The 19,618-nt window shown below is 41.8% G+C and carries 16 protein-coding genes and 1 pseudogene; 9 read left to right on the forward strand and 8 right to left on the reverse strand.

What is annotated here, in order from left to right; genetic code table 11:
* Positions 1-158: 158 nt before the first annotated feature.
* Positions 159-1,943 (reverse strand): aspartate--tRNA ligase, encoded by a 1,785-nt coding sequence (gene aspS / locus AC0KVP_RS02820; protein WP_473338806.1) that lies wholly within the window; start codon positions 1,941-1,943, stop codon positions 159-161.
* 151 nt (positions 1,944-2,094) lie between these two features.
* Positions 2,095-2,859 (reverse strand): DUF4184 family protein, encoded by a 765-nt coding sequence (locus AC0KVP_RS02825; protein ID WP_473338809.1) that lies wholly within the window; start codon positions 2,857-2,859, stop codon positions 2,095-2,097.
* A gap of 138 nt (positions 2,860-2,997) precedes the next feature.
* Here AC0KVP_RS02825 and znuD point away from each other — a divergent pair, with 138 nt between their 5' ends.
* Both znuD and AC0KVP_RS02835 read left to right on the forward strand, forming a co-directional pair.
* Positions 2,998-5,073, forward strand: coding sequence for a zinc piracy TonB-dependent receptor ZnuD (znuD, locus tag AC0KVP_RS02830; RefSeq protein ID WP_473338811.1), 2,076 nt, complete (start codon positions 2,998-3,000; stop codon positions 5,071-5,073).
* A gap of 164 nt (positions 5,074-5,237) precedes the next feature.
* Complete coding sequence (locus AC0KVP_RS02835; protein WP_473338814.1) at positions 5,238-6,701, forward strand: phospholipase D family protein; 1,464 nt, start codon at positions 5,238-5,240, stop codon at positions 6,699-6,701.
* 93 nt (positions 6,702-6,794) lie between these two features.
* On the opposite strand, the gene AC0KVP_RS02840 is transcribed toward AC0KVP_RS02835, so the two are convergent.
* Positions 6,795-7,247, reverse strand: coding sequence for a hypothetical protein (locus AC0KVP_RS02840; RefSeq protein ID WP_473338817.1), 453 nt, complete (start codon positions 7,245-7,247; stop codon positions 6,795-6,797).
* Between the two features lie 194 nt (positions 7,248-7,441).
* On the opposite strand from AC0KVP_RS02840, the gene AC0KVP_RS02845 reads away from it, so the two are divergent.
* Entirely contained in the window at positions 7,442-7,897 is a 456-nt protein-coding gene (locus tag AC0KVP_RS02845) for an RcnB family protein (RefSeq protein WP_473338819.1), read from the forward strand.
* Between the two features lie 70 nt (positions 7,898-7,967).
* Here AC0KVP_RS02845 and AC0KVP_RS02850 read toward each other — a convergent pair whose 3' ends face one another.
* Positions 7,968-8,465 (reverse strand): phosphate-starvation-inducible protein PsiE, encoded by a 498-nt coding sequence (locus tag AC0KVP_RS02850; RefSeq protein WP_004983586.1) that lies wholly within the window; start codon positions 8,463-8,465, stop codon positions 7,968-7,970.
* Between the two features lie 140 nt (positions 8,466-8,605).
* Positions 8,606-8,776, reverse strand: a pseudogene (locus AC0KVP_RS02855) (acyl-CoA dehydrogenase C-terminal domain-containing protein); the annotation flags it as partial.
* Positions 8,777-9,393: 617 nt separating this feature from the next.
* Between AC0KVP_RS02855 and AC0KVP_RS02860 the strand changes: the two are divergent.
* Genes AC0KVP_RS02860 through AC0KVP_RS02880 form a run of 5 tightly spaced genes read left to right on the forward strand, consistent with a single transcriptional unit; the run spans position 9,394 to position 13,045 of the window.
* On the forward strand, positions 9,394-9,789 hold the full coding sequence (locus AC0KVP_RS02860; RefSeq protein ID WP_473338824.1) for a type IV pilin protein: 396 nt from the start codon (positions 9,394-9,396) through the stop codon (positions 9,787-9,789).
* Positions 9,786-10,259: a GspH/FimT family pseudopilin gene (locus AC0KVP_RS02865; RefSeq protein ID WP_279744890.1), complete on the forward strand. Its 474-nt coding sequence runs from the start codon at positions 9,786-9,788 to the stop codon at positions 10,257-10,259. The genes AC0KVP_RS02860 and AC0KVP_RS02865 overlap by 4 nt, the downstream gene beginning before the upstream one ends.
* Before the next feature lie 3 nt (positions 10,260-10,262).
* On the forward strand, positions 10,263-10,763 hold the full coding sequence (locus tag AC0KVP_RS02870) for a type IV pilus modification PilV family protein (RefSeq protein WP_473338827.1): 501 nt from the start codon (positions 10,263-10,265) through the stop codon (positions 10,761-10,763).
* A 13-nt stretch (positions 10,764-10,776) separates the two neighbouring features.
* The gene (locus tag AC0KVP_RS02875; protein WP_473338830.1) at positions 10,777-11,871 is read left to right on the forward strand and encodes a PilW family protein; all 1,095 of its coding nucleotides are present in this window, start codon (positions 10,777-10,779) and stop codon (positions 11,869-11,871) included.
* A gap of 13 nt (positions 11,872-11,884) precedes the next feature.
* Positions 11,885-13,045: a pilus assembly PilX family protein gene (locus AC0KVP_RS02880; protein WP_473338833.1), complete on the forward strand. Its 1,161-nt coding sequence runs from the start codon at positions 11,885-11,887 to the stop codon at positions 13,043-13,045.
* Between the two features lie 67 nt (positions 13,046-13,112).
* Here the strand turns inward: AC0KVP_RS02880 and AC0KVP_RS02885 are convergent, their stop codons facing one another.
* The 3 genes from AC0KVP_RS02885 to AC0KVP_RS02895 form a co-directional block, all read right to left on the reverse strand.
* On the reverse strand, positions 13,113-14,894 hold the full coding sequence (locus AC0KVP_RS02885; protein ID WP_473338835.1) for an acyl-CoA dehydrogenase C-terminal domain-containing protein: 1,782 nt from the start codon (positions 14,892-14,894) through the stop codon (positions 13,113-13,115).
* Positions 14,895-15,091: 197 nt separating this feature from the next.
* On the reverse strand, positions 15,092-16,894 hold the full coding sequence (locus tag AC0KVP_RS02890) for an acyl-CoA dehydrogenase C-terminal domain-containing protein (RefSeq protein ID WP_473338837.1): 1,803 nt from the start codon (positions 16,892-16,894) through the stop codon (positions 15,092-15,094).
* 305 nt (positions 16,895-17,199) lie between these two features.
* Complete coding sequence (locus tag AC0KVP_RS02895) at positions 17,200-17,817, reverse strand: hypothetical protein (RefSeq protein ID WP_473338840.1); 618 nt, start codon at positions 17,815-17,817, stop codon at positions 17,200-17,202.
* A 137-nt stretch (positions 17,818-17,954) separates the two neighbouring features.
* On the opposite strand from AC0KVP_RS02895, the gene baeS reads away from it, so the two are divergent.
* The gene (gene baeS, locus AC0KVP_RS02900; protein WP_078425720.1) at positions 17,955-19,607 is read left to right on the forward strand and encodes a sensor histidine kinase efflux regulator BaeS; all 1,653 of its coding nucleotides are present in this window, start codon (positions 17,955-17,957) and stop codon (positions 19,605-19,607) included.
* The last annotated feature ends 11 nt before the right edge of the window (positions 19,608-19,618 follow it).

A 19,618-nucleotide genomic window follows, 5' to 3' on the forward strand; every position in this document is an offset into this window, starting at 1 on the left:
ATAGACTATCGTGACCCACTGTAAGGGTGATAGGTCAAAAGTTCAAAGGAAATTTTGGAAAATTTGAAGCGAAAAATCAGATCTAGCGGGAGGAGACAGCCTTGTCCTAAATAAAAAACCCTGCACATGGCAGGGTTTATTTAATCAAAATCTAAAGATTATTTAGTTTCTTCAGTTTTTGGTTTTTCACGTAAGCGAATGCCTAAATCACGTAGTTGATTTGATTCAACTGGTGCAGGCGCTTGGGTTAATGGACATTCAGCAGTTTTGGTTTTCGGGAATGCAATCACATCACGAATAGAAGCACCACCCGTCATGAGCATGACTAAACGGTCTAGACCGAATGCTAAACCACCATGTGGAGGCGCACCGTAACGTAATGCGTTCAGTAGGAAGCTGAATTTCTCTTCGGCTTCTTCTTCACCAATACCCAAAGCTTCAAAGATCGCTTTTTGCATTTCTAGGTTATGAATACGCAGTGAACCACCACCAATTTCAGTACCGTTTAACACCATGTCATAAGCCACAGAAAGTGCAGCACCTGGGTTATTCTTCACATCTTCAACGCTTGATTTAGGGAGTGTGAATGGGTGGTGAACAGAGGTCCATTTGCCATCATCTGTTTCTTCAAACATTGGGAAGTCAACCACCCAAAGCGGTGCCCACTCGCAAGTCGACATCTTCAAGTCATGACCAACTTTAATACGTAAAGCACCCATGGCATCGTTCACAACTTTAGCTTTGTCTGCACCAAAGAACACGATATCGCCATTTTCTGCGCCAACACGTTTCAAGAGATCAAGCACGATTGGCTCGATGAATTTCACGATTGGAGACTGTAAGCCTTCGATGCCTTTTTCAAGCTCGTTTACTTTAATGTACGCTAAACCTTTTGCACCGTAGATGCCGACAAATTTCGTGTATTCATCAATTTGGCTACGTGGTAATGAACCTGCACCCGGAACACGTAATGCAACGATACGACCTTTAGGATCTTTCGCTGGACCTGCGAATACTTTGAATTCAACCTCTTGCATTAGGTCTGCGACGTCAACCAATTTCAAAGGAATACGTAAGTCTGGTTTGTCCGATGCATAGTCACGCATAGCATCTGTATAGGTCATGCGCGGGAATTTATCGAATTGAACATCAAGAAGTTCTTTGAACATCTTAACGGTCAACGTTTCCATTAAATCCATGATGTCATCGTCACTCATGAACGATGTTTCAACGTCGATTTGGGTGAATTCAGGCTGACGGTCTGCACGTAAGTCTTCATCACGGAAACATTTTGCGATTTGGTAGTAACGATCAATACCACCGACCATCAACAATTGTTTGAATAATTGTGGTGATTGTGGAAGTGCATAGAAGCTACCGTTAGATACACGGCTTGGCACTAAGTAGTCACGCGCACCTTCAGGCGTTGCACGGGTTAAAATCGGAGTTTCAACGTCTAAGAAACCATTGTCTTCGAAATAGTTACGAATTAAGTTGGTTAGTTTAGAACGGAAACGTAAACGATCTAACATTTCAGGACGACGGATGTCCAAGAAACGGTATTTCAAACGAATTTCTTCAGAAATATTGGTGTTGTCGTCATTCAATGGGAACGGCGGAGTTTCTGATGCAGCAAGAACTTCGATTTCTTTACCTAAAACTTCGATTTGACCGCTCACCATATTGGCATTTTCTGTGCCTGCGTAGCGGCGACGTACGCGACCTGTAATTTTTAATACGAATTCTGAACGTACTTTGTCTGCAGTTGCGAATGCATCAGGAGTGTCTGGGTCAATAACCACTTGCACAAGACCATCACGGTCACGCATATCAAGGAAGATGACACCACCGTGGTCACGGCGACGGTGTACCCAACCGCAGAGGGTTACTGTTTCATCAATTTGAGCTTCGGTTAAAGAACCGCAGTAATGAGTTCGCATCATGGCGTTAAAAATCCAACTATATGGCTAAAGGTAGCGAATACGTAAACAGCGTACCGCCAGAAATAAAGGTAGGATTATGCCTCTTTGGGCATTGACTCTCAAGGTATAGCTTAAAAAAGGCATGAAATAGCATTTAAGCGTTGGTCTAAATTCAGCCTAAACGATAGTCTCGATCTAAAAATAAAAACAGAATGCAGCCAAAGATTAAAATTAGCAAAGCGACTTGGCTAAACTCATTAATACTTCGCCCCGTAAAATAATACAGGTCTGACTGCCACACTTGCGTGGGAATATAACGTGCATAGTCCCAGACACTGATTAAACTGCCCAACAGGCTCAGTATAAACAGTCCAATTGCAAAGCGTTTGATTTTTAAACTCACTGGAAAATGTTGCTGATAGGTTTGGTAATAGCGCCAACCCATCGACGCCAACAAGGGCAAAGCCAGTGCCGATGTGCCAATTTGTAAAATGCGGTGTAGCGGATAGCCGTGCCCTAACAAAGAGATTTTTTGGCTTAAAAATGCATGTCCAAACAAGGTGCGGAAGTCAGCATGGGTGAGTCCGTCCCATAACAGATGCGTTGCTGTACCCAGCAGGATCGCGAGAATAACGCCCACAGAAAATTTAAAAAAACGCAGCATACTGCTGAGCCTTAATTCATGCTGAATGCCTAAAAAACGATAAAAACAGGGCCGTAATAGCGCGTACCACAAAACACAAAAACTGAGTCCAATCCAAAGATTGGGGTGAATCAGTGAAGTCCAGTAGTGAGTAGTATTTGAATTGGCTTGTGTAAACAGTCGATAAAGATCAGGGGTCATACTGCCAATGGCAATGGCAGCAATCGGTAAACGGTTACCACTGAGTTTGGCTAAAGGGGGTGCGAGAACGGCATGTGAAATGGTAAAGGGCATTGATCTGTTGGCGTTGGCATCGACTTAGATGGATAGGGCAGTTTATCTTTTTTCTACGATTGGAATGTTTTTTATTGCAATGAATTTGAAATGTTATATTATAACAATATTCAAAAATTGTACGCTTGAGTGAGTTCCATGGCTTTCCATAAAAATTTGATAACGCTCTCTATTTTGGCGGTGGTCGCACCTGCCGTTTTTGCAGATGACACAACAACACAACAACTTGAAACGTTGACCAGCCAAGCACATCCACTCGTTCAGACTGCTGCTGATTTTGCAGTCGCCGATCAGGTGATTGAGCAAAAAAGCTTAAAAGAACGTGCACCGACCATTGGGGATGCTTTGGCTGATGAGCTAGGCGTATATTCAAATCAATATGGTTCAGGTTCAAGTCGACCCGTGATTCGAGGTCAAGATGGTCCACGCGTGAAAGTTTTACAACATGCTTCAGAAACTGCTGATGTCTCGACTTTATCGCCAGACCATGCCGTGACGGTCGATCCGATTTTGGCCAAGCAAATTGAAATCATCCGTGGCCCTTCAACCCTGTTATACAGTGCAGGCACCGTGGGCGGTTTGGTCAATGTCACCGATCAAAAAATTCCAACCAGCATGCCTGAAAAAGGTCTAGAAGGTACGGCGGGATTACGCTACAACTCTGGCAGTGATGAAAAGTTGGCCAGTGCTGGGGCGACGGTTGCTTTGGGCAGTCAGTTTGCTCTACGGGTTGAAGGTTCAAAGCGTGAAGCGAATGACTATATTGCGCCGAACTATTTCCATGAGCATGAGGGTGAACTCGAAAAAGAACGTCGTGTCGGAAATACCTTTGCCAAAGGCGAAACGGTCAGTGTTGGTGGTTCATGGATTGGTGAGCGTGGTTTTGCGGGTATCGCCTATACCAACCGTCAAGATCAATACGGTTTACCTGGGCATAGCCATGAATATGAGAGCTGTCATCCGCATGAGGATCATTTGCACTGTGACGGAAGCGATAATCATGGACATACGGATGAACATGATCACTCAGGACACGACCATGCGCATGACGAACATGAGGCAGGCCCTTGGGTTGACTTAAAGTCGGAGCGTTATGACTTCCGTACAGAAATTTTAAATCCGATTGCAGGGTTTGAGAAGTTACGTGCCCATGCCAGTTATACCGACTACCAACATGATGAAATTGAAGGTGATAGCGTTGCAACCACTTTTAAAAGTAAAGGTTATGATGCGCGTCTAGAAATGGTGCATCAGCCGATTGCGGATTGGGAAGGTGTGGTTGGCGTACAGTACAATCAACAAAAACTAGATATCACGGGTGAAGAGTCTATTTTAGAACCGACCAAGACGCAAAAGTGGAGCGTATTTGGTTTAGAACATAAGCAGTGGAATGACTTTCATTTTGAGTTAGGGGCACGTATCGATCAGCAGACGATTGATATTGAGTCAGATCGAAAAGACTATGATGATTATGCCGTGTCCTATTCGGGTGCTGTGAATTGGATGTTTGCACCGAACTATAAACTGTCTTTGGTCGGGTCACATCAAGAGCGTTTACCTTTGGCACAAGAGCTTTATGCTGATGGTAAGCATCTTGCAACCAATACCTATGAGCGTGGCAATGAAAATCTCGATGTTGAAAAGTCCAATAATCTAGAATTAGGTTTCCATTACGATACGGATAAAATTGATTATCACGTTCATGTTTACCATAACTGGTATGACAACTACATTTATGCTCAAACAACTTATCGTTACAAAAACTTCCGCCTAGTAGACTACACTCAAGACAAAGCGCGTTTTTATGGGACTGAAGCAGAAGCGTCTTATGCCATCAACGATGTTTATAAAATGAGTGTCTTTGGTGACTATGTACGTGGCAAAATTGACAATGAAAATGCTCCGCGAGTGCCTGCTGGCCGTTTAGGAACAAAAGTGAATGCTAACTTTAGTGACACGTGGTCAGGAACGGCAGAGTACTACCATGTGTTTGAGCAAGATCGAATTGCAAGCTATGAGACCGAAACCGAGGGCTATAACATGGTGAATTTGGGCTTGGCATATAATGGTCAGTATATGCAGGGCAATGATTATCGCGTGTATTTCAAAGCCAATAACCTCTTAGATGAGACGGTTTATTCGCATACCTCTTTCTTATCGACCATTCCACAAGTTGGGCGTAACTTCACAGTTGGACTGGACTTTAGTTTCTAAGTGCTATTTCAAGACTCAACCCCACCTTTTCCGTAAAGAGGAAGTGCTCCCTCTTCTTAAAGGAGAGGGTTAGGGAGAGGTTGCCAAAACATTGACAACAGAAATCCTCTTGAAAAATCAAACAATAAAACCTAGTCTGAGTATATTGGATTAGGTTTTTTGTTATGCGTATCTTTCGAAAATTACATCAAAAGCTCAACTGGACATCGACCCGTTATGTCGGTGTCGTGGTGGGTTTATTGGCTCTGACTTATTTAACCTCCGCAGTTTACCATAGCGTTAAACCACTGCCTGATGGGCTGGACTATACGGGCAAGTTACGTCATGCCGATGTCAAATTTATTGCAGATCAAACCTATATCGATGCACAAGGCAAGCAGCAACAAGATCATCATATTTTCAATGCAGTGTTTAAACTGATTGAAGATGCACAAACCACGATTGTGTTGGATATGTTCTTGTTTAATGATGAAGTGGGGACATCTCAAGCATCACAACGGGCGTTGACTCGGCAGCTGACCGATGCATTGATTGTCAAGCGAAGCTTGCATCCGAATATTGAAATCAAAGTCATCACTGACCCGATTAACTCGGTATATGGCGGGCTCTTACCAGAGCATTACCGTAAATTGCGTCAGGCGGGTGTGGATGTGATTGAAACGGATTTACGTCCACTTCGTGCCTCGAATCCAGTTTGGTCTGGTTTTTGGTATATCTGTTGTCAAAACGCAGGCAATAATCCCGACGGCGGTTGGTTAAGAAACCCGTTTGGGGATGAAAAAATTACCCTACGTAGTTATTTAAACTTATTTAATTTTAAAGCCAATCATCGCAAAACATTGGTGGTCGATACCGCGGAAGGTTGGAAAACCTTGGTCACATCGGCGAATCCGCATGATGGCAGTTCACGACATTCCAATGTAGCGCTGTTGGTGACAGGCAATACCGCAATAGATGTGTTGAAAACAGAGCAAACTGTAGCACATATGTCTCAGGGCGATGTACCAATGGTGATTCTGGGCGAAATTGCAGGAAATCCATCTCAACCGCAGGTACAGGTGCTGACTGAAAAAGCAATTCTAGATGCAACACTCAACTTGTTGAATACGGCAAAAGCTAATGACCAGATTGATTTGGCGATGTTTTATTTGTCTGAGCGTCAAATTATCAATGCTTTAAAAGATGCGCAGAAGCGCGGCGTTAAACTTCGGATTTTACTCGACCCTAATAAAGATGCATTTGGTCGTCAAAAGAATGGAATTCCGAACCGTCAAGTTGCGTCTGAGCTTAACGATGCAGGTATTACAGTACGTTGGTGTAATACTCAAGGAGAGCAGTGCCATAGCAAAATGATTGTAAAACGCCATGCACAAGAAGCAGAGCTCATTTTAGGTTCAGCAAATTTTACCGCACGGAATTTGAAGAATTATAACTTAGAGACCAATTTACGTGTGATTGGCCAGTCTAATGCAGCGGTGTTTACAGATGCACAGCAATATTTTGATGGGGCATGGTCGAACTTAAATGGTCGTCAAATGAGTGTGGGCTATGAGCAATATAAAGATGAGTCGAAACTCAAATATGGGCTATACCGCTTTATGGAGTGGAGTGGTTTATCGACGTTTTAGAGATTTTTTTCCTTCTTAGAAAGGGCGTAGCACAGCTAGGTAAGAGAAAAACTAAAATAAAAAAAGCGCAATATGCGCTTTTTTTATTTGGACTTACTGTTTAGGATTTGGCGGGATGATTTGATCCAAATCTTTATCGGTCATCTTATCGATTTCATGTAGATCAGTTTTGATTTTCCATTTTTCGGCATCTTCCACTGGACTCGGTAGACGTGCTTCTAACCAGTCACATATGACATCGGGTGGAAAGTCAGGATGGTTACACTGAATGACCCATGCCAAGAATTGCTTGGCTTCACCATTCATATATGGCGGCGGTGAAACAGGTAGAAACTGCGTCGGTAGGCGCTCATTTTTAGAAATATAGTTCAGTACATGTCCAAGCTCTTGTACCGTTTGCCATGCCAAAGGATGATCTACATCAATTTGAAACTTAAACCACCATGCACTTTTGCCATCTGTGCCATAAGCATCAATCAGATTTTTTTGAATACTGGGCACTTTTGCAAAATATTCATAGAGTCGATCAAAACTTAATTCAGCCACGATTGTTCATCCAATACGTTTATAAACAAAGATTAAGTATAAACTGAAAACATATATGATTTTTTGCTTTTCAAAGAAATCCTGCTTCAAACCTTATATTAGTGATAACGGGCAGTGATCTAAAATTGACAGTTTGTACATTTTTTATCCATAAAATTGGTTTAAAATAATAATATTCACCTCAGTGGAGGAAGATGATGAAATATTTAAAAATAATCTATGGAATAAGTTTACTCAGCTTATTTCCTGCACTGAGTTTTGCTCAACCAGCGACGCGTTATTATGGAAAACCGCTGACTTCGCAAACGCAGCGTTTCCCAACCTATGCTGGGCCGTATCAAGGAGCAATGCCCAGACCTACATCACCGCCTCCAATTGAGCCACCTCATCACAGGCCACCTCCGCACCATCCTCCTCATGGCGGATATCCAATGCGACCGGGTGTGAGTATTATTTATCGGGCCCCTAGCTATTCAACTTATAGTCAGGAAACCAATAGCTATGTGTATGGGGATGGCGACTCCAGTATTGAAAGCCGTGATTATGTGCTGATTACCGATTGGCGACGTTTGGGATTGCCAGACCCACCTGAAGGCATGCACTGGATCTATGAAAATGGACGCTACGCTTTAGAAGCGGATTCAAAATAAATGAATCTTTGATTGATACAGAAAACCCTCCGTTGTTTAGACGGAGGGTTTTTTAGTGGTCAATAAAGAATTAAGCGAGTTCATCATCTTGTGGGCGTGGTGTTTTCCCTTCAGGTAAAGGCTTGTCGGCATGTTTATCCCGAATTACTGAAGGATAATTCCACGATGCATAACGCACCACTAAGATTGCAATCGCCATAATTAAAATTGAACCCGTAATAATCACCAAATCCATATCAGCTTTGTGGTCATGCTGGATATCGGAAATTAAAAGTCGGGTGAGCGCAGTGATGGCGATATAAATTAAAAAGCGGACAGGCATGTGGTTGGTTTTAAAATAGATACCAACCATTGCGCCCAGTTCGAGGTAGATGAATAACAATAAAATATCATCAATCGAGGCATATTGTTTAATGGTCAGGATCTCATAAACGGTATGTCCTGCCGACCAAATCACCATACAGCCAATAATAAATAAAGCCACATAGTGAAAGCTTTCTACTGCAGTATTGCCCAGTTTATCGAGGAGGGTTTCTATTTTCTCTATTTTAGGGTCACGGTTAGTCATGGCTGCCTCCTGATATGTTGATGGTGGTTTATTGCATCATAAGCAAATTTCATGCACATGACGTATAAAAGCAAAAATAAAGCTGAGTAATAAAAAAACGCCTGACGAAGCAGGCGTTTTTTTATTCAGTCTTTAAGCGATTAAGCTTGGCTGGTGAAGTAGTCTTCAGAGAAGTTCATGATGACTTCTGCACCTGCTTTTACTTTTGCAATACGTAAGTCGATTTCAGGCAAAATGCGTTGAGCAAAATAAGCTGCAAGTGCCAGTTTGTTTTGATAGAAGTCACCATCTTTAGCTTTTGCAGCATTGGCAAAGTTGCCTACTTGATAGCATGTGTATTATCAACAAACACCACATGCTTTACATTTGGTGCTCTTCAAGATTAGCAAAATATTACCTACTGATAAATTGATTCAACTATGTTTCCTGTGTGTAAAAATCAGAGTATTTAGTACAATAAAGTATTGTTAGTGGTTAAAGCATGAGAAAAACTCGATGGAATATGGTCTTTTAGTTGTAAGTGGCTCCTCATAAGAAATCAGTTAGGTACGCGGTCTTATCAGAAATAGTTGAGAACCCGATAAAAAAATAGAGAAAAGGTATTTGCTGACCATGCTTATATCCGTTTAGTGGGAATAGGAGCTTTTTTTGTCATAATAAAATAAGACAGAAGTATTGATGGATATTTGCTAGGAATTTCTGTTGAGTTACGTGTTTATCAACTTGCCGTCAAACTAAGCTTGTCATTAGGCTTATGTTTAAAAGGATAATTTAGATTAAATTCAGTAGGTTTTAACAAAAAAAACACATAAATGACGTTTTTAGTCATATGATTTTTTATTTTTTGATAAACATGTAAATTGGTTATATTATGACAATCTAAAATTTTGTCTAAAAAAATTTATAAAGGCTTAAGCTGGGGTGGCAAATGAAATCATCATCGGGGTTTACTTTAATTGAGTTAATGATCGTTGTAGCAATTATTGCAATTTTTGCAGCTATTGCTATACCGAGTTATACAAAATATATCGTGGCAAGCCATAGAACAGAAGCACAAGCTGCCATGTTAACTTTAGCTCAATTTCTAGAGAGCAAATATAATGCTTCATTTAGTTATCCAGCAGTTGCAGATATCCCTACAGCATTAAAATCGCCTGCAAATGTAACAACCTACTATACTTTATCAATTAATGTGGCTAACTCCTCTCAGACTTATACAATTACCGCGACACCAACAAATGTACAGTCGGACTCTGTATGTGGGACATTAACACTCAAAGAAGATGGCACTAAAACACCAAGCACATCGGGGTGTTGGAAATGAAAAGTTTAAAAGGATTTACACTTATTGAACTCATGGTCACGATTGCTGTACTCGCTTTAATCGCGACATTAGCTGCCCCCAATTTAAGCCAAACATTAAAAAATACTAAAGTCAAAACAAGTAGTGGAGAGATTCTTAATTTCCTTCAGCAAGCACGAACTGAAGCAGTTAGACTTGGAAAGACAGTTACCATTTGTGGTAGTTCAGATGGTACAAATTGTTTAAGTGCAAATAAAATCAATTGGTCAACGGGCCTCATTGCAATACCTTCTGCTTCATCTGCACCAATTCAGAAACTAACCTTTGATAATTCACAACTTTCGATTACGGCACCAGAAACTATAGCTTTTAATCCTGTTGGTTCAACGACTGCTGAACATGAAATTACCGTAGCTATCGCTGGCGCAGATACTTATTCAGTCTGTGTCGAAGTCATTGGCAGAGCATTCAAAAGTAAAACAGGGTGTTAAATCATGAATAAAATAAATTCTCAACAAGGGTTTGTACTATTTGAAGCTTTAATTGCAATGTTTATTACTGCTGGAGTACTACTAGGGCTTGGCATACTGCATATGAAATCCATGCAGCAAAGTGCACTCACAACACAACGAACGATTGCGACGATTCAAGCAAATGATTTGACAGATCGAATGTGGGCGAGCGTGTGTTCGCTAGATGATAACTCTGGGCAACTTGCTGCAGGGCAAATCAATGCACTCAAAGAACGATGGCAAAAACGCTGGAAAGTTACGGGAAATGAGAGTGATTTTGTTCAGGGGCTTACAGCTAGTCAAAAAGCTATACATAATCGTATGAACAGTTGGAGTGGTGATCTGGTAATTCATGATGAAGCCAAGAGACAATTTGAAATAACGATCAAGTGGGAAAATAGAAAAGCCAAATGGTATGACACTGATCCATCTCAGAAAGAAACATTTGTCTATTATTTTTCAGTACCGAAGTGTGAAATTTAATAGGGAGAATTAGATGAAAAGAAAAATAGTTATGAATCGATATTCGCAAGCTGGTGTTTCTCTTATTGAGCTAATGGTGGGGTTAACCATTGGTCTGATTATTACCGCTGGGGCCTTAGCCATTTTATTTTCGAATCAAAAATTGATACTAGAAAAAGATGTAATGGATCGGTCACAGGAGAATTTTCGTTTTGCTTCGACCACAATTACACGATTAGTAAGACAAGCGAATTCATTTGGATTCCCAGAAAGTAATAATGAGTTGGTTATATATTTTGACCGTTCGCAAAGGGATTGTTTAGGCAAGGAAAATAATTCCAGTATGAATACATTTAAAGTGAATGAACAAAATGAACTTATTTGTATCTTGGCATTGGATGATGGAACAACGCAAACTGTTACCTTGGCCAAAGATATTCCTGAAGTAAAATTTGCTTACGGTATTCAGAATGGTACTAGTGCGAATTCGTTGGTTTATCAATCTTTTTTTAATGGATCTAGTGGTGTAGAAAATACATCTGTGAGTAATGTTTGGGGCACGGTAACCAGTGTACTTTCTCAAATGAGTGTGTCTGAGGGAAATACTAAACAATCTACTATTGATTTTATTTCAACCTCACATCTTTTAGCTATGACGCAATTGGCTTCGAGTGGGGGGAGTAGTAATGTCAATTTACCAACAGGAACAGGAACAGGAACAGGAACAGGAACAGGAACAGGAACAGGAACAGGAACAGGAACAGGAACAGGAACAGGAACAGGAACAGGAACAGGAACAGGAACAGGAACAGGAACAGGAACAGATGTAACTTGTGCCAGTGATATGTTGACTAAAATTACGTTAAAAGATGAAAAAAATAATACCTATAACTGGGCAAATACGAGTGCAATTGCTGCTAAAAAGAACACAAATATCAGGCTTATATTGGACATAAGTGCAGATGTCTCAGACTGGGAAATTAAACGAGATAGTGGGGCTTTTTCGGCATTGAAAAGTGATACATATTTGTTACCACAAGATAGCAAGCAAACTATGATTTTAACATTAAGGTGTAACACGTCAGTTAACAAATCTATAACATTTACTACAACTAATGGTTGGTCTTAGTGAGGATAAAAGAATGAAGAAACAACAGGGTTCCGTCCTCATTATTACAGTGGTAGTTTTATTTGCTGCAACCATGATCAGTCTTTACGCCATGCGGGGCACGATCATCCAAGACAAAATGACTGCCAATATTAATAATAAAGTGATTACTATCAATTCAGCCGAAGATGGGGCAGCACAATTTTTAAATTGGGCAAGGAATCGTTTTAAGAATAATGGATGGCCTACAGGGGGTGATACCAGTTGGAGTGTTATTATACCGAATGTTGGAACAGGGACGGTTAATTCCGGAAATAATGGTTATTATTGGATTGATACGGCTAGAAGTATACCTGGATGTGTCGTTGCGAATAGGAATCCCTGCTGGGATGATGATAATAAAATTGTAACGGTGCAAATCACGGGTAATTTAATTAAAACCAGTGGGAGTAGTACTAAAGTTTTGGGTGAAAGTGTTTACCAGATCAAGATAAAGGGGCAATTCCCTAATGCTGTTAAATTACCTGATCTTCCTGCCGCCTTAACATTAGGTGGTACTGTAGGCTCATTTACAGGTAAAAATAGTAAGAATTTTAAAATTAATGGTCAAAATAAGCTTGCTATTGCAACTATGAACTCAGGTGCAAGTACGGTTCTAGCGGGTATTCCTAACAATCGCGAAACTTCAGAGCATTATAGTGGTGGTGCTAATTGTCCTTCCGCAAGTGGAGCATGTGTTAAGGATACGGATTTAGGGCTCTGGGGAGATCCAAATCAAGTTATGGCTTTGGCTGATTCTATTAGATATGCGCAAGGTGTGACTTATATCGATGGAAGTGTAACTGGTAAGTTGGAAACATATGTTCCATCATGTGCAGGTATTGTTATTATTCGAGGTAATTATTCACCAACGGGTAACCAATGTGATTTCAAGGGAGCCCTACTGATTTTAGGTGGATCATTTAATGGAAGTGGTGGTGGAAATACTGCTATTCGTGGCGCCATATATGTTGCTAATATTCAGGGAAGCCCAGGAGCATATACTTTTGGTGGTAATGCATCTGCTAATTTAAGTGGCGGTGGTAATATGACTATTACATATGACTCTAGTTTTCTGGGGGGTGACCCAAATAACCCGCTAATGAGCGGCACACAGAAAACAACAATATTAGCTTGGAATGAAATTATTCTTTAATTTTATATGAATACTGAATAAAAAAACGCCTGACGAAGCAGGCGTTTTTTATTTAGTCTTTAGGCGATTAAGCTTGGCTGGTGAAGTAGTCTTCAGAGAAGTTCGTGATGACTTCTGCACCTGCTTTTACTTTTACAATACGTAAGTCGATTTCAGGCAAAATACGTTGTGTAAAGTAAGCTGCAAGCGCCAGTTTGTTTTGATAGAAGTCACCATCTTTGACTTTTGCAGCATTGGCAATTCTTGCAAACATATAGGCAAAACTGAGTAGGCCGACTGCATGTAAGTAATCTACTGCTGCTGCATTCGGGAACTCTGCACTTTCAGCAGCACGTTCAAGGATATACTTGGTCACTTCTTCCACTTCAGTTGCTGCATCGAGTGTTGCATCTTTAATGAAGTTTAGGTCTGCATCTAAGCCGTTAGCAAAGTCACGGATTTCAGTAATGTAGTCTGCAATGAATGCACCACCACATTTAATGGTTTTACGACCGATTAAATCTTGAGACTGAACGCCGTTGGTGCCTTCGTAGATTTGTGCAATACGTAAGTCACGTACACATTGCTCCATGCCCCATTCACGAATATAGCCATGACCACCGAAGACCATTTGTGAATCAATTACTGCGTTAAATGCAGTATCGGTTAAATACGCTTTAGCAATAGGGGTTAACAGTGCAACACGGTCATTGGCTGCTTTCACAGCTTCAGGGTCTGTTGAGAACTTGGTGATATCCAGTTGTTGACCGACATATACTGCAAAGGCACGAGATGCTTCATTATTGGCACGTGCATTAAGCAACATGCGACGCACATCACCATGAACTAAAATGCTGTCCGCAGGTTTAGCTGGCGATTGAGCACCCGACGCACTACGACCTTGTAAACGGTCTGTCGCGTACTGTGCAGCATTTTGGTAAGCAAATTCAGATGCGCCTAAACCTTGAATACCCATCGATAAACGTTCGTAGTTCATCATCACGAACATTGCCGCAAGGCCTTCATTTTCTTTACCGACCAAGTAACCTTTGGCACCGTCAAAGTTCATTACACAAGTTGCAGACGCTTTGATCCCCATTTTGTGTTCAATTGAACCTGGACCTGCCGCATTACGCTCGCCTACAGAACCATCTGCATTCACGAGGAATTTAGGCACGATGAAGAGTGAAATACCGCGTGAACCCGCAGGTGCATCTGGTGTTTTCGCTAGAACCAAGTGAATGATGTTTTCAGCTAAGTCGTGGTCACCGCCAGTAATAAAGATTTTAGTCCCTGTAATGTTATAGGTGCCGTCTTCGTTACGTTCAGCTTTAGTTTTGATAATGCCTAAATCTGTACCTGCATGTGGCTCAGTTAAACACATGGTCCCAGACCATTCGCCTGAGTAAATTTTGGGTAAATAGGTTTCTTTTTGTTCTTGCGATGCGTAGCTGTTCAGCGCCATACCTGCACCGACAGAAAGAAGCGGGTAGAGCATGAATGATGGGTTAGTTGCGAACAGCATTTCATCTGCCAGAACCGTCAGCATTTTTGGCATGCCTTGACCGCCCCATTCTTCATCCGCCGCTAAGCCAATCCAGCCGCCTTCAGCATATTGCTTAAACGCTTCTTTAAAACCAGCAGGTGTAGTCACTACTCCATTGCTAAATGTTGCACCTTCTTCATCACCTGTACGGTTTAAAGGCAGGGTGACGTTCTGCGCAAATTTAGCCATTTCCTCGAGGATCGCTTCAGCCGTCGCACTGTCTACATGAGCTAGATTTTCATTAGACTGCCAGAACTGATCTGCATTGAAAACGTCATTGAGGATAAATTTCATATCCGCAAGTGGGGCATTATAAATTGGCATGTTCGTTCACCTGTTTATTGTTTGAATCTCTGTAGACTTAGGACAGCTTAATTAACAACGGAGAGTGTTATCAGATGACCCAAGCGAAATAACGCTCTATTTATAAAGAAAAAGGACCGCCAAAGCTATGACTGTCCTTTTTCATTTCTGTACTCAAGAGTACAATTATTTCTAATATCGACTTAGTTATTAACTACTTAGAATGCAAAGTGCTCTGCATCTAATGCAAGTAACGGTTCTACGCCACCCGCAATCACGTCAACGTGTGAGCGAACACGTGGAAGAATCTTCTTGAAGTAGAAACGAGCTGTCGTGACTTTCGCATTATAGAAGTCAACGTCAGTTGTACCTGCAGCTAATGTTTCTTGAGCCACAAGTGCCATGCGTGCCCATAGGTAAGCAAGCGTTACATAACCAGAGAAGTAGAGGTAATCGACCGCAGCAGCACCCACTTCATCTGGGTTTTGCATTGCTTTCATACCAATTTGCATGGTTAAGTCGCCCCACTCTTTGTTTAGAGCAGCAAGAGGTTCAACAAACTCTTTCATTGCAGCATTGTCTTTGTTTGCTTCAACAAATTTGTGAATAATCTTAGTGAAGTCTTTCAACATTGCACCTTGAGTACCCAAAACTTTACGACCTAACAAGTCAAGCGCTTGGATTTCAGTTGTCCCTTCGTATAGACACGCAATACGTGTATCACGAACGATTTGTTCCATGCCATGCTCTGAAATAAAGCCGTGACCACCAAACACTTGAACGCCGTGTTTTGCAGATTCAGAACCCGTTTCAGTCAAGAATGCTTTTGCAATTGGCGTAAGCAGTGACAAGATATTGTCAGAAGATTTACGCTCTTCTTCCGTTGCCCCTTGCTCAACCACGTCCGCATGTAGAGACAATAAGTAAACCAGTGCACGACCACCTTCAGCAAATGCTTTTTGCGTTAATAGCATGTTACGAACAGCAGGGTGAACAATAATTGGATCGGCTTCTTTTTCTGGTGCTTTAGGACCTGTTAAAGAACGCATTGCCAAACGGTCTTTCGCATAAATCAACGCACCTTGGAATGCACCTTCAGATGCAGATAAACCTTGGATTGCAGTACCAATACGTGCAGTGTTCATGAAGGTGAACATGCAGTTTAAGCCACGGTTTTCAGGGCCAATCAGGAAACCTTTTGCATTGTCAAAGTTGATTACGCAAGTTGAGTTCCCGTGGATCCCCATTTTGTGTTCGATAGAACCACAACGCACCGCGTTACGCTCACCGACAGTACCGTCTGCGTTTAAGTTAAACTTCGGTACGATGAATAAAGAAATACCTTTGGTACCTTTAGGTGCGCCAGGAAGACGAGCAAGGACGATGTGAACAATGTTCTCAGCCATGTCATGTTCACCCGCTGAGATAAAGATTTTCTCACCAGTGATTGCATAGCTACCGTCAGCTTGTGGCTCAGCTTTAGTACGGATAATACCCAAGTCAGAACCAGCGTGTGATTCTGTTAAGCACATCGTACCTGTCCAAACACCTGAAACAAGGTTTGGTAAGTAAGCATCTTTTTGTTCAGCTGAACCGTGATGTTCTAAAGTACGAACTGCACCATGAGAAAGACCTGGGTACATGCCCCATGCCCAGTTTGCAGTACCGACCATTTCTGAAATCACGTTACCCAAAGAAACAGGTAATGCTTGACCGCCGTATTGTTCTTCAGCAGAAAGAGACGGGAAGCCAAGTTCGATATATTTTTGATACGCTTCTTTAAAGCCAGTTGGAGTTGTAACAACGCCATCATTCCAAGTACAACCTTCGCGGTCGCCGCTTTGGTTGATTGGAGACAATTCGTTTTCACAGAAATCTGCAGCAGCTTCTAAATATTGGTCAACCAATTCACGGCTTACGGTTTCCTGAAATGCAGGCAATTTAGAATAGTGTTCTTCTGCATTCAATAGCTCATGCAGTACGAATTGCATATCACGTAAGGGCGCTTTGTATTGTGGCATATCGGTTTCCTCAATACTGGTTTAACCAGCTTATAATCCTAATAAACATAAAAACGTGTCTTCTTTGACACGGATTGGAATAACTTAATCGTGCAACATCTTCTAATTTGGTACAAGCGGTTCAGGTGCTTTTCTTGGTGACTGTAAAGTCAAATAAATATTATTCAAAATCGCTAAGTGCACTGAGTGTAAACAGTTTTGCTGCTTTTGGCATGACATAAATAGTCAAAAAGCGTAAAAAGTTATGTCCAATAAAAAAGGCGCAATTTGCGCCTTTTTTATATATTTATGCTTTTTAAAGTGGCTTAAGCAGCCTTATTCGGTGCTGAAACAGGGGCTTTAGGCTGGAAGTGAACGATACATTTGCCATCTACTGTTTGTGTGCCAACTTTTAACTGCACGACTTTACCATCGGTTTGACCTTGGCAGGCTTTGGTCGCAGCTTGTTGGCGCGCTTGACGTTCAGCTAAACGTTGATCGTATTGCTGAGTTAACTCAGCACGTTTCGCATCGGTTAGCGGTTCGCCGCGTTGCATATGCATGCCACGGAACTCACCACGATCGGCTTGATCGCCACGCATTAGGCGATGTTCACCACGTTTCATTTCATCACGGTTCGGTTTAAACGAAATCGCACATGTGCCATCTAGCGTTTGTTCACCTGCTTTGACTTGGACTGCTGACCCCACCGCTTTGCCATCGCAGGCTTTTTTAATGTCTTGCATGACTTGCTTGCGTTCAGTACGCATTTTTTTAAATTGTTCGCGTTGTTCAGGTGTCATGTGACGGTCTTTTTGATAATGACCATGCATATGTTGCGACTGCTCCATATCTTTCGGTGCTTGGGTAGATTGACAGGCTGTCAACGCACCTACAGATAAAACGCTGGCAGTGGCTAAAGCCAATTTTGTCATCTTATTCATTCTACAACTCCCCCATACAAGAGCATGTGATTTTGGATGATTAAAGATTAAATAATAAAGATGTAGAAACAATGGAGAGTTTTTTGGTGCAGTGTTCTATACAATAACAAGGCAAAAGAACGACCGAGAGATTGCTTTTGAAGATTCGCCGCGTACCGATTGCTTTACGCTTATTCCTCACTGTATTGCTGACCACTTTGGTGATTACCACGGTGAGTTTAGGTGTGTTGCATTGGACGATGCAAAAGAATTTTGCCAAATATGTGGCGGACGTGGAAATGCAAAAGCTCGATCATCTGATTGATAACTTAGCAGGCGTTTATAGCACTTATCATGATTGGGGCAATGCCATTCAAGCGCAAATTTTGCAGATTGAAGGACATGCCGCGCCAGATGATTATGACCGTCTCTCTCGTTGGTGGTTACGTCGCCAGTACGACATTGCTCTGCAACAGCGTTATTTTAAAGAGAATACCAAAACCTTACTCAGTGATGTCTCTACCACTGAAGTCAAACATGAAAAACAGATTTTAACCGAACAAGAACTGCAAGCTTTGGAGGAAAACTTACCTTCGGAGTTTCAACCCTTTGAAGGTTTAAAGTTTCCGCTCAGCGCCAATCAAAATGTTTTCCGTCCAGATCGTAAAAAAGAAGAGATTGAACAAGAGAGCAAACAAAACACAGGCAAAAAACAGTTTATATCCACACCTGACCGTTTGGGGCTTAGCTCGCGTTTGTCTTTATACGATACGCAGCGTCAGTTCGTGGTCGGTGAACCTTCGGATGATCAAGTTTCTTTCCGTCCTATTGTGGTGAATAATCAAGTGGTGGGGTATTTGGGGTTGAAACCAGTTCTCGATCAAGATGATGCGTTGAGTATTAACTTCTTTAGTAACCAAAAACGTTATTTATTACTGGTCTATGGTTTAACCGTTTTTGCCAGTTTAATTGCTGCGTTGTTACTTGCGACTTATTTTAAGACACCGATTCAACGCTTGTTGAATGGTACGCGTGAATTAACCAAGGGTAATTTTCAGCATCAAGTTAAAGTGAATCGAAACGATGAGCTGGGTGATTTATCTAATGAACTGAACCAACTGGCGGTGATTTTAGATCAGCATGAAATTTCACGTCGTCAATGGGTGTCAGATACTTCGCACGAGTTGAAAACGCCGCTGGCAGTGTTACAAGCGCAGATCGAAGCGATGCAAGACGGAATTCGAAAACCAACACCTGAGCATTTTGAATCGATGCTACGCCAAGTCACCAGTTTGAAAAAACTCACGCATGACTTGGCCGATTTGGCACAAGCAGAAGCACAGCAATTAAACTGTTACTTTGCAACCGTGAACCCGTGGGCGGTGATTGAGCAAGAAGTGGAAAACTTTAAGCCCAAATTTGAACAAGCCCATTTAAGCATTAGTGTCGAAGGTGAGGGCGCTGAGTTACAACTTGATATTGACCGCTTTAAGCAAATCATGGTCAATTTGTTGGGTAATAGCATTCGTTATACCGAAGCAGGTGGTCAGGTTCGAGTTCATACGGAACAGTCTGCAACAGACTGGACGGTCTATGTCGATGACAGTCCATATGGCTTAAGCGATGAGCAATTGGCACGACTCGGTGAGCGTTTCTATCGAGTCGATGACTCGCGTACGCGTAGCACAGGTGGTACAGGTTTAGGTTTGGCTTTATCGGCTAAACTGGCACAGGCTTTAGGCGGCGAATTGAGTTTTGATCATTCGCCTTTGGGAGGTTTACGTTGCAAGTTAACGTTCCCAAAAAAATGAAACACAAAAGG

It is taken from the genome of Acinetobacter sp. DL27, from assembly GCF_055810995.1.

Coding starts and splice junctions, on each gene's coding strand:
- AC0KVP_RS02875 (WP_473338830.1), top strand. CDS start 10,777: ATGAAAAGAAAAATAGTTATGAATCGATATTCGCAAGCTGGTGTTTCT.
- AC0KVP_RS02870 (WP_473338827.1), top strand. CDS start 10,263: ATGAATAAAATAAATTCTCAACAAGGGTTTGTACTATTTGAAGCTTTA.
- AC0KVP_RS02845 (WP_473338819.1), top strand. CDS start 7,442: ATGATGAAATATTTAAAAATAATCTATGGAATAAGTTTACTCAGCTTA.
- znuD (WP_473338811.1), top strand. CDS start 2,998: ATGGCTTTCCATAAAAATTTGATAACGCTCTCTATTTTGGCGGTGGTC.
- AC0KVP_RS02865 (WP_279744890.1), top strand. CDS start 9,786: ATGAAAAGTTTAAAAGGATTTACACTTATTGAACTCATGGTCACGATT.
- AC0KVP_RS02835 (WP_473338814.1), top strand. CDS start 5,238: ATGCGTATCTTTCGAAAATTACATCAAAAGCTCAACTGGACATCGACC.
- AC0KVP_RS02825 (WP_473338809.1), bottom strand. CDS start 2,859: ATGCCCTTTACCATTTCACATGCCGTTCTCGCACCCCCTTTAGCCAAA.
- AC0KVP_RS02880 (WP_473338833.1), top strand. CDS start 11,885: ATGAAGAAACAACAGGGTTCCGTCCTCATTATTACAGTGGTAGTTTTA.
- AC0KVP_RS02895 (WP_473338840.1), bottom strand. CDS start 17,817: ATGAATAAGATGACAAAATTGGCTTTAGCCACTGCCAGCGTTTTATCT.
- AC0KVP_RS02890 (WP_473338837.1), bottom strand. CDS start 16,894: ATGCCACAATACAAAGCGCCCTTACGTGATATGCAATTCGTACTGCAT.
- aspS (WP_473338806.1), bottom strand. CDS start 1,943: ATGATGCGAACTCATTACTGCGGTTCTTTAACCGAAGCTCAAATTGAT.
- AC0KVP_RS02860 (WP_473338824.1), top strand. CDS start 9,394: ATGAAATCATCATCGGGGTTTACTTTAATTGAGTTAATGATCGTTGTA.
- AC0KVP_RS02885 (WP_473338835.1), bottom strand. CDS start 14,894: ATGCCAATTTATAATGCCCCACTTGCGGATATGAAATTTATCCTCAAT.
- AC0KVP_RS02850 (WP_004983586.1), bottom strand. CDS start 8,465: ATGACTAACCGTGACCCTAAAATAGAGAAAATAGAAACCCTCCTCGAT.